This window comes from Burkholderia sp. CpTa8-5 (assembly GCF_017815045.1).
Taxonomy (GTDB): Bacteria; Pseudomonadota; Gammaproteobacteria; order Burkholderiales; family Burkholderiaceae; genus Burkholderia; species Burkholderia sola.
Genome location: NZ_JAGIQD010000008.1, coordinates 89,738 through 102,312, shown reverse-complemented (window position 1 = coordinate 102,312; position 12,575 = coordinate 89,738). Strand labels below are relative to the sequence as shown.

Sequence of the window (12,575 nt, the reverse complement as noted above, 5' to 3'; positions counted from 1 at the left end):
CGAGGAGAATCCGATGAAGTCCCGTTTTGCAATCGTCGTTGCAGGTTTCGTTGCGTTGTCGCCGCTGGCCGGTCACGCGCAGTCCGCCGCACCCACCGCGCCCGCCGAGCAGGCGGCCGCGTCGCCGCGAGCGGCGAAGAAGGCCGAACGCGCGACCGACCGCGCATTCGCGAAGAAGGTTCGGCAGGCCATCGTGAGGGCGCCCGGCGTGGGCAATGCGCAGGTCACCGTGTTCGCGAAGGCGAAGACGGGCGACGTGACACTGGCCGGGAAGATCGCCGACGAGTCGCAGGACCGGGCCGCGGTGGACGCGGCCCGCCAGGTACCGGGCGTGACGTCGGTGAAGAGCAAGCTCCAGTTACGCCTGGAGGGTGGCCAGTAACGGGTAGGGTTGACGGCATCGGGTGCATGTCTTTGCGGGTCTCGTCGTGTAAAGAATCCACGGCGAAGGCTCGGGAAGGCACGCACCCGTGCCGGCTGCGACGCGTCCCGCCGGTGGCAGGGGCGTCAGATGCGACCGAGCAGCACCAGTATCACGACAATGACGACGATCAGCCCGACGGTGCCCGACGGCCAGTAGCCCCAGCTTCGGCTATGCGGCCATGCAGGAAATGCTCCGATGAGCAGCAGAATCAGAACGATGATGAGGATCGTACCGAGCATCGCATCCCTCCTGGATTTATTCGACACGGGGTGGGCTGACGCAATTCGCGTGCCGCGGGGGGCCGATCGTTCCGTAGGGCGCCGCTGTCGCATCGGACGGTGCGCGGGGGCGACCGGGATTACGCGCCGGCCTCCGTGCCGGCGGTGTCCGGCCAGAGCAGGGCCTGGGCGACGACGACGTGATCGCCGTTGAAAGTGGCGGCGGGCGAGCCGTACAGGCGATAGCCGAGCGCCAGCGCATCCGACACACGGTGGCAAAACGTGGCGTCGTCCTTGCCCGTCAGCAAGCGATAGCGGGGCAGGTCGTTGGGCGGGGAAGACGACATGGGCGGGACTCCTGTGAAGGGGGCGGATCGGGCAGTATAAGTCGGACAAACCCACGCCATCTACGAAACCAGGGTGGGCATTTACCTCATGAATGCTCCCTCATTCAATAAATAAATTTTAAAAATGGCCGTCCGCTCGCTATGCTGAATCCTTCACTCAGGCGGGCATGCAATGGCTGAACTCTTTCTGGTACGGCACGGGCAGGCGTCGTTCGGCACCGACGACTACGACCGGCTGTCCGCGGCGGGCGACCAGCAGGGCGTGTGGCTCGGCGAATACTTCGCGCGGCAGGGCCTGACGTTCGACCGCGTGATTTGCGGCACGATGAACCGCCATGCGCAGACGGTCGCCGCGATTCTGCGCGGGATGGGCCGCGAAGGCGTCGTGGTCGATCGCCATCCGGGCCTGAACGAATACGATTTCCACGGGCTGTTCGCGGCAGCCGCCAGCGACTATCCGGAGATCGCGCGGCTCTCGGCCGGCTCGATGAAGGAACACTTCCGCGCGCTCCGGCAGGTGCTGCAGCTGTGGACCGAGGACAAGCTCGGCGAGGCGGCCCCCGAAACCTGGGCCCATTTCCAGCAGCGCGTGGCCGACGCGCGCGCGGCGATCCGCGAGGGCGGCGGCCAGCGCGTGCTCGCGGTGAGTTCCGGCGGCCCGATCGCGGTCACCGTGCAGCAGGTGCTCGCCGCGCCGCCGTCGAGCGCGATCGCGCTGAACCTGCAGATCCGCAACAGCAGTCTTTCGCAGTTTTTCTTCAACGCCGAGGCGTTCCACCTCGCGTCGTTCAACGGCATCCCGCATCTGGAGGACCCCGAACGACACGCGCTGCGCACCTACGGCTGACCCACGAACGATCGCGACGATGACGAATCCTTCCCAGCAACTCGACGTAGCCCGCCTTACGCGCTATCTGGAAACCCACGTGCCGGGCTTCGAAGGCCCGGTCGACACGGAGAAGTTTGCCGGCGGCCAGTCGAATCCGACTTTCCTGCTGAATGCGAAGAGCGGCCGCTACGTGCTGCGCCGCCAGCCGCCGGGCGAACTGCTGAAATCCGCGCACGCGGTCGACCGCGAATTCCGCGTGCTCACCGCGCTGTCGGGCACCGCGGTGCCGGTCGCGCACCCGTATCACCTCTGCGTTGACCGCGACGTGATCGGCAGCCTGTTCTACGTGATGAGTTTCGAGGACGGCCGGATCTTCTGGGACCCCGCGCTGCCGGAACTGCCGAAGGCCGAGCGCGCGACCTGCTACGACGCGCTGCTGCAGACGATGGCCGCGCTGCACGACGTCGATGTCGACGCGGTGGGCCTCGCCGACTACGGCCGGCCGGGCAACTACTTCGAGCGGCAGATCGGCGTGTGGACGAAGCAGTATCGCGCGGCCGAAACCGGGCGCCTCGACGCGATGGAGACGCTGATCGACTGGCTGCCGAAGGCATGCCCCGAGGACACGGGCCGGCCGGCGCTGGTGCACGGCGACTTCCGGATCGACAACCTGATGTTCGCGCGGGACGGCTATCGCGTGCAGGCCGTGCTCGACTGGGAACTGTCGACGCTCGGCAACCCGCTCGCCGATCTCGCGTACTTCTGCATGTGCCTGCGGCTACCGTCCGGCGGCCAGGTGCGCGGGCTCGCGGGCCAGCATCGTGCCGAACTCGGCATTCCGGACGAAGCGGCGATCGTCGCGCGCTACTGCGAACTGCGCGGCATCGCGCCGATCCGCGACTGGCATTTCTACCTCGCCTTCAGTTTCTTCCGGCTAGCGGCGATCGCGCAGGGCGTGAAGGCGCGCGCGTTGCAGGGCAACGCATCGAGCGAGCAGGCGCTGCGCGTCGGCGAAATGGCCGGCCGGCTGGCCGAACTGGCCGTCGGCGTGATCGACGCGCATCGCTGATATCGCCACTCGGCGACACGACAACTCAATCAATGGAGGAGCACAGCAACATGGCAACGAATCTGTTCGACCTGACGGGCAAGATCGCGCTGGTGACGGGCGCGAGCCGCGGCATCGGCGAGGAAATCGCCAAGCTGCTCGCGGAGCAGGGCGCGTACGTGATCGTGTCGAGCCGCAAGCTCGACGACTGCCAGGCCGTGGCCGACGCGATCGTCGCGGCGGGCGGCCGCGCCGAGGCGCTGGCGTGCCACGTCGGGCGCCTGGAGGACATCGCCGCGACGTTCGAGCACATCCGCGGCAAGCACGGCCGCCTCGACATCCTCGTGAACAACGCGGCCGCGAACCCGTATTTCGGGCACATCCTCGATACCGATCTCGCCGCGTACGAGAAGACCGTCGACGTGAACATCCGCGGCTACTTCTTCATGTCGGTCGAAGCCGGCAAGCTGATGAAGACACACGGCGGCGGCGCGATCGTCAACACGGCATCGGTGAATGCGCTGCAGCCGGGCGACCGGCAAGGCATCTACTCGATCACGAAGGCGGCCGTCGTCAACATGACGAAGGCGTTCGCGAAGGAATGCGGGCCGCTCGGCATCCGCGTGAACGCGTTGCTGCCGGGGCTCACGAAGACCAAGTTCGCGGGTGCGCTGTTCGCGGACAAGGACATCTACGACGCGTGGATGACGAAGATCCCGCTGCGCCGCCACGCGGAGCCGCGCGAAATGGCCGGCACCGTGCTGTATCTCGTGTCGGACGCGGCGAGCTACACGAACGGCGAATGCATCGTCGTCGACGGTGGCCTGACGATCTGAGCGCACGATGAGACTCGACAGCTACGCCGGCCAGGCCGTGATGATCACCGGCGCCGCGAGCGGCTTCGGCGCGCTGCTCGCGAGCGAGCTCGCCGCGATGGGTGCGCGGCTCGCGCTCGGCGACCTGAACGGCGATGCGCTCGAACGCGTGGCCGCGCCGCTGCGCGCGGCCGGCGCTGACGTCGTCGCGCAGCACTGCGACGTGCGCGTCGAAACGGACGTCGCATCGCTGGTGCATGAGGCCGTCGCGCGCTTCGGGCGGCTCGACGTCGGCATCAACAACGCGGGCATCGCCCCGCCGATGAAGGCGCTGATCGACACCGACGAAGCCGATCTCGACCTGAGCTTCGCGGTGAATGCAAAAGGCGTGTTCTTCGGGATGAAGCACCAGATCCGCCAGATGCTCGCGCAGCGCGAGGGCGTGATCCTGAACGTCGCGTCGATGGCCGGGCTCGGCGGCGCGCCGAAGCTGGCCGCGTATGCGGCGTCGAAACATGCGGTGGTCGGGCTCACGAAGACGGCCGCGCTCGAATACGCGCGCCACGGCATCCGCGTGAACGCGGTGTGCCCGTTCTACAGCACGACGCCGATGGTTACCGACAGCGAGATCGGCGAGCGCCAGGATTTTCTGGCGCAGGGCTCGCCGATGAAGCGGCTCGGCCGGCCCGACGAAATCGTCGCGACGATGCTGATGCTGTGCGCGCAGGAAAACACGTATCTGACCGGGCAGGCCGTCGCCGTCGACGGCGGCGTCTCGGCCTTCTGAACCGAACGAACGGAATACGGAATCTCGAGGAGTCGATCATGGACTTTGGCTACACCCCGAAAGTGGAAGCACTGCGCGAACGCGTGAGCGCATTCATGGATGCGCACATCGTGCCGCGTATCCGCCAGTGGAACGAAGAGGTGCACGCCGGCAAGTATCCGGTGTCGTTCATGGAGGAACTGAAGGAGCGCGCGAAAGCGGAGGGGCTGTGGAACCTGTTCCTGCCGCACCTGAAGGACGACGAGCCCGGCATGGGCCTGACGAACCTCGAATACGCGCCGCTCGCCGAAATCATGGGGCGCGTGAGCTGGGCGTCGGAAGTGTTCAACTGCAATGCGCCGGACACCGGCAACATGGAGCTGCTGCACATGTTCGCGACGCCCGAGCAGCGCGAACAGTGGCTGCTGCCGCTGCTGCGCGGCGAAATCCGCTCGGCGTTCGCGATGACGGAGCCCGACGTCGCGTCGTCGGATGCGACCAACATCACGACACGCATCGAGCGCGCGGGCGACGAGTACGTGATCAACGGCCGCAAGTGGTTCATCACGAACGCCGCGCATCCGAACTGCAAGATCTTCATCGTGATGGGCAAGACCGATCCCGAGGCCGAGTCGCACCAGCAGCAGAGCATGATCCTCGTGCCGCGCGACACGCCGGGCGTGACGGTCGTGCGCAACATCACGGTGGTCAATCACCACGCGCCGGAAGGGCACTGCGAGATCACGTTCGACAACGTGCGCGTGCCGGCGCGCAACCTGCTCGGCGAGGAAGGCAGCGGCTTCGCGCTCGCGCAGGCGCGCCTCGGGCCGGGCCGCATTCACCACTGCATGCGCTCGATCGGCGCGGCCGAGCTGGCGCTGGAGCTGATGGTCGACCGCGCGCAGTCGCGCGTCGCGTTCGGCAAGCCGCTGAACCGGCACGGCACGGTCGGCGAATGGATCGCGCGCTCGCGTATCGAGATCGACCAGGCACGCCTGCTGGTGCTGAAGGCCGCGTGGATGATCGACAAGGTCGGCGCGAAGGCCGCGCGCAAGGAGATCTCGATGATCAAGGCGCTCGTGCCGACCGTTTATACGGACGTGTGCGATCGCGCGATGCAGGTATTCGGCGCAGCGGGCCTGAGCCCCGATACGCCGCTCGCCGACCTGTGGACCTGGGGCCGCGCGCTGCGCTTCGCCGACGGCCCGGACGAGGTGCACCTGCAGGCGATCGCGCGGATGGAGATCAAGGGCGGCGAACCCGGTGCGACCGCGCCGTACCTGACGCCGCCGCCGCGCGGCTGAGCGGGGCGACATGGACGAACGAATGGCGCCCGCCGTAAGATCTCGGCAAGGAGATCCGGCGATGCGCCTTTCGAAGATTGATCTGAACCTGTTCGTCGTATTCGAGGCGATCTACAACAAGCGCAACCTGACGCGCGCGGCCGAGGTGCTGAACCTCACGCAGCCGGCCGTCAGCAACGCGCTGGCGCGGCTGCGCAAGACGCTGAACGATCCGCTGTTCGTCAGCACGCCGGCCGGGATGATGCCGACGCCGATGGCCGAGAACATCGTCGGCCGCGTGCGCGAGGCGCTGCAACTGCTCGATTCGAGCGCGCACGAAGGCGACGTGTTCGATCCGGCTTCGTCCGAGCGCGTGTTCCGGCTCAGCATGAGCGACCTGACCGAAGCGCTGCTGCTGCCGGCGCTCGGCGAGCTGCTACAGACGCATGCGCCCGGCATGCACGTGCGCAGCTACACGATGGACCGCCGCGAGGTCGCGACCGCGCTCGCGAACGGCTCGGTCGACATCGCGATCGACGCGCCGCTGATCGGCGATCCGCATCTGCACCAGGCGCTGCTCGTGCAGGACCGCTACGCGTGCATGATCCGCGACGATCATCCGTTCAAGGGCGACACGCTGACCCTGGACGACTACCTGTCGATGGGGCACATCCACGTATCGAGCCGCCGCAAGGGCAGCGGGCACGTCGACGCGGAACTGACGCGGCTCGGGCTGCGCCGCAACATCCAGATGCGCGTGCAGCACTACATGGTCGCGCCGCTGATCGCGATGCGCGGCGATCTCGCGCTGACGGCGCCGCTGCGGCTGCTGCAGCGCTATCCGGCGCGCATTCTGGAACTGCCGTTCGAGATGCCGGGACTCGATTACTTCTGCTACTGGCATCGCAGCGCCGATCAGGATCAGGGCAGCCAGTGGCTGCGCGGGCAGCTGATGGCGCTGATGGGCGGGATGGGGAAGGGGCGGTAAAGGGTGGCGTGCGCGTCGCCCGTTCGCCCGTGCTTGTCGGCTCAATACGAATCGTCGTCGAAGCGAGACGACGCCGGCCGGCGCTTCATGTCCTTCAGCCAGCGCCTGACCTGATCCGGATCCTCGAACTCGCGCAGCGCGACGCTCAGGTCCTGGTTGCTCCGCTGCGTGCCGGCGATGTCGCGCGTCAGCATGCGCAGCACGGTATCGGGCGCGACCTTGGTGGACGACGCGATCCCGTACGTGCGCCGGAAGTCGTTCTCGACGTGCACGATCTCCTGATCGAGTTCGCGCAGCTGTTCCTCGAGGATACCGTTGTAGCGCGTGAGCCGCGCCTCGCCGAGGCCGTCGATCGCACGCCGGTCGATCTGCTCGATCTCCAGCTGGAGTTCGAGCAGCTGCAGCAGGTTGCCCTTCTCGTAAGCGCGATTGACCCGCTGCATCAGCACGGTTTTGCGTTGTTGCTCCTGCGGATCGGTTTCGCGATCGGGATGCAGCGCGCTGGCGAGCTTGCGATAGATCTCGCGGATCGATTTGTTCGATTCGGCTTGCTCGGCTTCGATCCGGGCCTGGGCGGCCGATTGCTTCGGTGCTTTCTTGCGCTTCGCGCGCTGCGCCTCGCGGGCCGCGTGGGCGGCCATGTCGCGCTCGAACTGGGCGTCGAGTTCGGCCTGCATCCGCTCGGCAAGCTCGTCGGGCGACAGAGCGTCCAGATTTTCCGGCTGTTCGGGCTCGGGTGCCTGTCTCGGCTTCGTCGGTTCAGGCGCAGCCGCTGCGCCGCCGCCGCCGCCGTCGCGGGACGCGGCATGCCGGTTGTAAATAACCTTCAGCGCCGCGTCGTCGCTGGCGTTCAGCAAATCACCCGCCATATCGGCGATCAGGTCCGACAGCGCGCGCTGCTCGGCTTTGCTCAGGCCTTTCTGCAGGAACGCGTCGTCGAGCAGATGGATCAGTCGGATGCGCAGCGCCGTCGCTTCCTGTTCGAGCGGCAACAGGCCGTGGACGAACTTCTTCTGGAACGCCGGCATCACGGCTTCCCACGCGCCGAGCCGCTCGCGCCGCGTCTCGATCTGCTCGACGAGCGCATTGAACGTTTGCTGGGCTTTCGACAGGCTGGCTGTCTCGTGGCCGGGTGCGATGGCGACCGCGGCACCGCGACGTGCGGTCATGATGAGTGTCCTCCGGCCGCGGCGGGACGCGCGGCAGGCCGGTATTTTAGCCGCATGCCTGCGGGGCGGCGCGGAATGGGGTGCTTCCCCGTAGCGATCGGCGGCGCGTCGGCGCTTCACGGCGGGCACGGCCAGCGCGCCGGAATCCGCGCCCGGTGCACCGTTCGGCCCATCGGCCCGTCAGTCGCCGAACAACTGCCCCTGCCCGGACATCACGCGTTCGAAATCGTCGCGCAGGAACGGCAGGATCGCATCGGCGACGGGCTGAAGCTGGCGGCTCAGATAGAACGCATAGTCGATCGGCGAGCGCATCGTTTCGAGCGGCTCGGGGCCGGCCGTCGTCATCACGTAGCTGATCCAGCCGCCGCGCTGATATTGCAGCGGCCGGCCCTGCGCATGATTGAACTCGTCGGCGATGCGCGCCGCGCGCACGTGGGGCGGCACGTTCCGTTCGTATTCGCGCAGCGGCCGGCGCACGCGCTTGCGGTACACGAGCTGATCGTCGAATTCGCCGGCCAGCGTGCGGCGTACGTAGTCGCGAATGAAATCCTGGTACGGTTCGAGCCTGAACACGCGCCGGTACAACTCGCGCTGAAACTGCTGCGCGAGCGGCGTCCAGTCGGTGCGCACCGTTTCGAGCCCCTTGAACACGAGGTCCTCGCCGCCGTCGGCCGTCGCCGCGAGGCCGGCGTACCGCTTCTTGCTGCCTTCTTCCGCACCGCGCACGGTCGGCATCAGGAAGCGGCGGTAATGCCGCTCGTATTGCAGCTCCAGCGCGCTGTCCAGTCCGAACTGTTCGCGCAGATGGGCTTGCCACCAGCGGTTCACGTGCTCGACGAGCGCGCGACCCTTGGCGCCGGCTTCGTCGTCGTCATGCGCGCGGCCGAGCCACACGAACGTCGAATCGGTATCGCCGTAAATCACTTCGTAACCCTGAGCTTCGATCAGTTGACGCGTGCGGTGCATGATCTCGTGGCCGCGCATCGTGATCGACGACGCGAGGCGCGGGTCGAAGAAGCGGCAGCCCGTCGAGCCGAGCACGCCGTAAAACGAATTCATGATGATCTTCAGCGCCTGCGACAGCGGCGCGTTGCGCTGCCGCTTCGCGTCGTCGCGGCCTTCCCACACGCGGCGCACGATGTCGGGCAGGCAGTGTGCGGTGCGCGAGAAACGCGCGCCGAGAAAACCGGGCACCGATGCGTCGTCGCCGGGATGCGCGAGCCCCTCGATCAGGCCGACCGGATCGATCAGGAACGTGCGGATGATCGACGGATAGAGGCTCTTGTAGTCGAACACGAGCACCGAGTCGTACAGCCCGGGGCGCGAATCCATCACGAAGCCGCCGGGGCTGTTCTGCCCCGTCACGTCGCCGAGGTTCGGCGCGACATAGCCGAGTCGATGCATGCGCGGCAGGTACAGGTGCGTGAACGCCGCGACCGACCCGCCGGTGCGATCGGCAGCCAGCCCCGTGACGCTCGCGCGTTCGAGCGCGAAGGACAGCAGGTCGGCCTTGTCGAAGATGCGCGTGACGAGCTCGCAATCCTTCAGGTTGTAGCGCGCGAGCGCGGGCTTGTCGTGATCGAAGCGGCGCTGGATCTCGTCCATCCGCTGGTACGGATTGTCGATCGACTTGCCTTCGCCGAGCAGCGATTGCGACACGTATTCGAGGCTGAACGACGGGAAGGTCCACGTCGCGGATTTCAGCATGTCGATGCCGTCGAGGATCAGCCGGCCGGCCGCGCCCGCGAAGAAGTGGTCGGGCTGCTGACCGTGCGCGCGCCAGTCGAGCACGCTGCCGCCGCGCCCGAGTTTCAGCGGCACGCCGTATTGCTCCGCGTGCGCGTGCAGGATGCGCAGGTCGAACTGCACGAGATTCCAGCCGATCACCGCGTCGGGCTCGTGCTCGTCGAACCAGTCGTTGAGCCGCGCGAGCATCGTGGCGCGGCTGTCGCAGTAGTCGAGGTTGAAGTCCAAGGCGCCTGCGCTGCCGCTTGCGTCGCCGTTCGGCGGCCCGAGCATGTAGACCTGTCGTTGCCCGCAGCCTTCGAGCGCGATCGAGTACAACTCGCCGTGGACGCTGGTTTCGATGTCGAGCGACACGCAGCGGAGCGTCGGGCGGTAACCGGTTGCGGGCTTCAGCTCGCCGCCGGTGAGCGTGCCGTCGGGGCCGGGTTGCCCGCGAAACTGCACGCACGCCGTGATGAAGCGCTCCATCGCGTAGCGGTCGGGCGGCTGCACGTCGGCTTCGTAGACGTCGACACCGGCGGCGGCGAGCCGCTTCTGCAGCCCGGACAGATGGCGATAGCGCTTGCAATAGAGGCCGACGACGGGGCGCTGCCGGAAGTCGCGCAGCGCGAGCGGGCGCAACTCGGCCTCGCGCTCGCCGGCCAGCGTGCGTTCGGCGAGCGCCTGCTGTTCGGCCGGAATGAACGCGACGGCTTCCTGCGGGCGCAACCGTACGCGGCGCGGACCGTGTTCGGTTGCCAGCCAGAACTCGATCTCGATGCCGGATGCGGTGTCCCGCCAGTGGCGGGTGAGGATGAAACCCTGCTCGAACGCCGTCAAAACGCTTGCTCGTCGTGGATGCTCAGGCGGCGGATTTTAGCGCCTGGAAGCGCTTCGCGCCGGCGGCGGTCGTCTGGCATCAGGTGGCAGGAAGGCGGAGCGCGACGCGCCATCCCGTCTGGGCCGCATCGATCGACTGCAGCAACCAGCGGCGCGCGGCGATCGTATTGCGCTTCTGCGTGACGTATTCGTCTACCGCGAGTTCAAGGGTATCGTCGCCGACGCGGGACAGTGTCGCGGCGGCGCCGGAGCCGTCCGCGAATTCGATGACGGCGGGATGCGGCTGGGCGGTGCGCGGCGCATCGCGGTCGAGCGTCACGATGCTGCCCGGGTAGAGGTGCGAATGGTTTGTCCGCAGCAGGACGGCAGTGGGCATGAAAAGCGCTCCGGAAAACGCCGGCCTGGGCGACGTGAGCCGGCTTCCGGAGCCTACATGAAGGTGAGCGTTTGCGGGATCATGGCTGGCAGACGCCAGGATGTGCGGTGCCTGAGGCCAGACTCGAACCGGCACCCCCTCAAACATGCCCCTCATGCTCGATCGCCCGTCCCGGCGACGAGCGCGCGGCGACCTGCATCGGCACCCCCGACACCCTCGCCGCCCGCTTCGCCCACATCGCCGTCAGAATCGGCACGAGAATCGCCGTCACGAGGCACGCGGTTGCGACGATCGCCGTCGCCGCCGGCACCATCGGCTTGAACTTCGGGATCATCTCGCCGATGATCGCCGGGTTCGCGACCGCGGCGCCGGCCGTCGACGACGCGGCCAGCCCGGCCGTCCCGTTGCCGCCGCCCAGGAACTTGTCCGCCAGAATCAACGGCACGCCCGTCACGACGATCACCGCGAGCCCGAGCGCGATACCCGGCAGCCCGCTCTTCACGATCACGTTCAGATCGATGCCGTTGCCGAGCGCGAAGCCGAAGAACGGGATCAGCGGATGGACGCAGCGCCCGAACAAGTCGCGCAGCTGCACATCGAGATTGCCGAGCGTGAAGCCGATCAGGAATGGCAGCACCGCGCCGACGAAAAGCCGCGTCTCGAACACCGCGACGCCGGCCGCGCCGAGAATCAGCATGCTGACGAGCGGCCCCGATTCGATCGACATCAACACGAACGCACCGGCTTCTTCCTTGGTGCCGTATTGCTGCATCACGGCCGCATAGAGGCCGCCGTTGGTCATGTCCATCGACGTCGTGATCGCGAGCAGCGACAGGCCCGCGAACAGGCCCGTGCGGATACCGTCGTCGGGGATGAACCGCGCGGCGATCAGCGTCGCGAGCCATGCGACCACGATCTTCGTCGCGAGCAGCGTGCCCGATTTGCGCAGCACGACGCCCGTCGCGCGCAGGTCGATCGTCGCGCCCATGCAGAAGAACCAGACGGCGAGGATCGGCACCGTGCCCGCGATCAGGCCGTTGGTGAACGAGCCGAAGTACTTCCCGGCGTTCGGGGCGAACGTGTGCACGCACGCGCCCAGCAGCATCGGGACCAGCATGAGCCCGCCCGGAATGCGGTCGATGGCCTGTTTCAGCTTCACGTCTCCTCCGTGGACGTCGATGCGTCCCGTTGTCGAATGATGTCTGCTGACTGACTATAGGACATGATTCGGAACGGTGGTCCGTTTTTATGCGCTTCGATGGTCGTCGTATCATCCGGAAGCGACGACCGTCGCGCAGGATTGAGCGAGTGCCGGCCGCGAACCGGCAAACCGAGAAAACGATAGGGCGTAGCGGGCGAATGATGAAGATGAAAACGACGATGCGCATCGGCATCGCGATGCTGGTGCTCGGTGCGAGCGTGGGCGCGAACGGCGCGCACGCAAAGAGCGCGGTCGATTGCGGGAAGCTCGACGCGGCCACGAGCGGCCCGGACGACAACTTTCGGCCGCCGGCGTCCGGCACGGTCGTCGGCACGGGGCGCGCGTATTTCTACTCTGCGCCCGACGCGCAGTGCATCACGAAGCGTACCTTCATCGTTCCTGGCGATTCGGTGACCGTCTACAAGTCGCACGGGCGCTGGTACAACATCATGTACGTGAACGGCAAGACCGGCGACGACGTCGAAGGATGGGTCGAGCAGGATCGCGTGCGCGTCGGCGGTCAATACGGCGCGCAGTAGTCGCCTT

The 12,575-nt window shown here is 67.1% G+C and carries 14 protein-coding genes; 8 read left to right on the top strand and 6 right to left on the bottom strand.

Annotated features, from left to right (window positions below; genetic code table 11):
* The first annotated feature begins 13 nt into the window (after nucleotides 1-13).
* On the top strand, nucleotides 14-382 hold the full coding sequence (locus tag J8I35_RS14870; protein ID WP_124556804.1) for a BON domain-containing protein: 369 nt from the start codon (nucleotides 14-16) through the stop codon (nucleotides 380-382).
* A gap of 125 nt (nucleotides 383-507) precedes the next feature.
* On the opposite strand, the gene J8I35_RS14865 is transcribed toward J8I35_RS14870, so the two are convergent.
* Both J8I35_RS14865 and J8I35_RS14860 read right to left on the bottom strand, forming a co-directional pair.
* Nucleotides 508-663: a DUF3309 family protein gene (locus J8I35_RS14865; RefSeq protein WP_006483086.1), complete on the bottom strand. Its 156-nt coding sequence runs from the start codon at nucleotides 661-663 to the stop codon at nucleotides 508-510.
* A 119-nt stretch (nucleotides 664-782) separates the two neighbouring features.
* Nucleotides 783-989 (bottom strand): DUF1737 domain-containing protein, encoded by a 207-nt coding sequence (locus tag J8I35_RS14860; protein WP_023474879.1) that lies wholly within the window; start codon nucleotides 987-989, stop codon nucleotides 783-785.
* Nucleotides 990-1,161: 172 nt separating this feature from the next.
* On the opposite strand from J8I35_RS14860, the gene J8I35_RS14855 reads away from it, so the two are divergent.
* From J8I35_RS14855 to J8I35_RS14830, 6 genes are all read left to right on the top strand, one after another.
* Entirely contained in the window at nucleotides 1,162-1,836 is a 675-nt protein-coding gene (locus J8I35_RS14855) for a histidine phosphatase family protein (RefSeq protein WP_209925910.1), read from the top strand.
* Between the two features lie 19 nt (nucleotides 1,837-1,855).
* Complete coding sequence (locus tag J8I35_RS14850) at nucleotides 1,856-2,887, top strand: phosphotransferase (protein WP_209925909.1); 1,032 nt, start codon at nucleotides 1,856-1,858, stop codon at nucleotides 2,885-2,887.
* Between the two features lie 50 nt (nucleotides 2,888-2,937).
* Nucleotides 2,938-3,702, top strand: coding sequence for an SDR family oxidoreductase (locus J8I35_RS14845; RefSeq protein WP_050017141.1), 765 nt, complete (start codon nucleotides 2,938-2,940; stop codon nucleotides 3,700-3,702).
* Between the two features lie 7 nt (nucleotides 3,703-3,709).
* The gene (locus tag J8I35_RS14840; protein ID WP_209925908.1) at nucleotides 3,710-4,468 is read left to right on the top strand and encodes a glucose 1-dehydrogenase; all 759 of its coding nucleotides are present in this window, start codon (nucleotides 3,710-3,712) and stop codon (nucleotides 4,466-4,468) included.
* A gap of 38 nt (nucleotides 4,469-4,506) precedes the next feature.
* Entirely contained in the window at nucleotides 4,507-5,751 is a 1,245-nt protein-coding gene (locus J8I35_RS14835) for an acyl-CoA dehydrogenase family protein (RefSeq protein WP_209925907.1), read from the top strand.
* Between the two features lie 61 nt (nucleotides 5,752-5,812).
* A complete protein-coding gene (locus J8I35_RS14830; protein WP_209925906.1) occupies nucleotides 5,813-6,718 on the top strand; it encodes a LysR family transcriptional regulator in 906 nt (301 codons plus the stop codon).
* A 41-nt stretch (nucleotides 6,719-6,759) separates the two neighbouring features.
* Here the strand turns inward: J8I35_RS14830 and J8I35_RS14825 are convergent, their stop codons facing one another.
* From J8I35_RS14825 to kdgT, 4 genes are all read right to left on the bottom strand, one after another.
* Complete coding sequence (locus tag J8I35_RS14825; protein WP_209925905.1) at nucleotides 6,760-7,887, bottom strand: J domain-containing protein; 1,128 nt, start codon at nucleotides 7,885-7,887, stop codon at nucleotides 6,760-6,762.
* Between the two features lie 180 nt (nucleotides 7,888-8,067).
* Nucleotides 8,068-10,452 carry a DNA polymerase II gene (locus tag J8I35_RS14820; protein WP_209925904.1) on the bottom strand — a complete coding sequence of 795 codons (2,385 nt, stop codon included), beginning with the start codon at nucleotides 10,450-10,452 and terminating at the stop codon, nucleotides 8,068-8,070.
* Nucleotides 10,453-10,531: 79 nt separating this feature from the next.
* Nucleotides 10,532-10,828 carry a hypothetical protein gene (locus J8I35_RS14815; protein WP_209925903.1) on the bottom strand — a complete coding sequence of 99 codons (297 nt, stop codon included), beginning with the start codon at nucleotides 10,826-10,828 and terminating at the stop codon, nucleotides 10,532-10,534.
* A gap of 139 nt (nucleotides 10,829-10,967) precedes the next feature.
* Nucleotides 10,968-11,987 carry a 2-keto-3-deoxygluconate transporter gene (gene kdgT, locus J8I35_RS14810; protein ID WP_209925902.1) on the bottom strand — a complete coding sequence of 340 codons (1,020 nt, stop codon included), beginning with the start codon at nucleotides 11,985-11,987 and terminating at the stop codon, nucleotides 10,968-10,970.
* 221 nt (nucleotides 11,988-12,208) lie between these two features.
* Between kdgT and J8I35_RS14805 the strand changes: the two genes are divergently transcribed.
* Nucleotides 12,209-12,568 carry a hypothetical protein gene (locus J8I35_RS14805; protein ID WP_239469000.1) on the top strand — a complete coding sequence of 120 codons (360 nt, stop codon included), beginning with the start codon at nucleotides 12,209-12,211 and terminating at the stop codon, nucleotides 12,566-12,568.
* Nucleotides 12,569-12,575 lie beyond the last annotated feature (7 nt).

Bases quoted from the DNA above. Each gene is read 5' to 3' on its own strand.
- J8I35_RS14855 (WP_209925910.1), top strand. From the start codon at position 1,162: ATGGCTGAACTCTTTCTGGTACGGCACGGGCAGGCGTCGTTCGGCACC.
- J8I35_RS14805 (WP_239469000.1), top strand. From the start codon at position 12,209: ATGCGCATCGGCATCGCGATGCTGGTGCTCGGTGCGAGCGTGGGCGCG.
- J8I35_RS14870 (WP_124556804.1), top strand. From the start codon at position 14: ATGAAGTCCCGTTTTGCAATCGTCGTTGCAGGTTTCGTTGCGTTGTCG.
- J8I35_RS14840 (WP_209925908.1), top strand. From the start codon at position 3,710: ATGAGACTCGACAGCTACGCCGGCCAGGCCGTGATGATCACCGGCGCC.
- J8I35_RS14825 (WP_209925905.1), bottom strand. From the start codon at position 7,887: ATGACCGCACGTCGCGGTGCCGCGGTCGCCATCGCACCCGGCCACGAG.
- J8I35_RS14835 (WP_209925907.1), top strand. From the start codon at position 4,507: ATGGACTTTGGCTACACCCCGAAAGTGGAAGCACTGCGCGAACGCGTG.
- J8I35_RS14830 (WP_209925906.1), top strand. From the start codon at position 5,813: ATGCGCCTTTCGAAGATTGATCTGAACCTGTTCGTCGTATTCGAGGCG.
- J8I35_RS14815 (WP_209925903.1), bottom strand. From the start codon at position 10,828: ATGCCCACTGCCGTCCTGCTGCGGACAAACCATTCGCACCTCTACCCG.
- J8I35_RS14845 (WP_050017141.1), top strand. From the start codon at position 2,938: ATGGCAACGAATCTGTTCGACCTGACGGGCAAGATCGCGCTGGTGACG.
- J8I35_RS14850 (WP_209925909.1), top strand. From the start codon at position 1,856: ATGACGAATCCTTCCCAGCAACTCGACGTAGCCCGCCTTACGCGCTAT.
- J8I35_RS14865 (WP_006483086.1), bottom strand. From the start codon at position 663: ATGCTCGGTACGATCCTCATCATCGTTCTGATTCTGCTGCTCATCGGA.
- J8I35_RS14860 (WP_023474879.1), bottom strand. From the start codon at position 989: ATGTCGTCTTCCCCGCCCAACGACCTGCCCCGCTATCGCTTGCTGACG.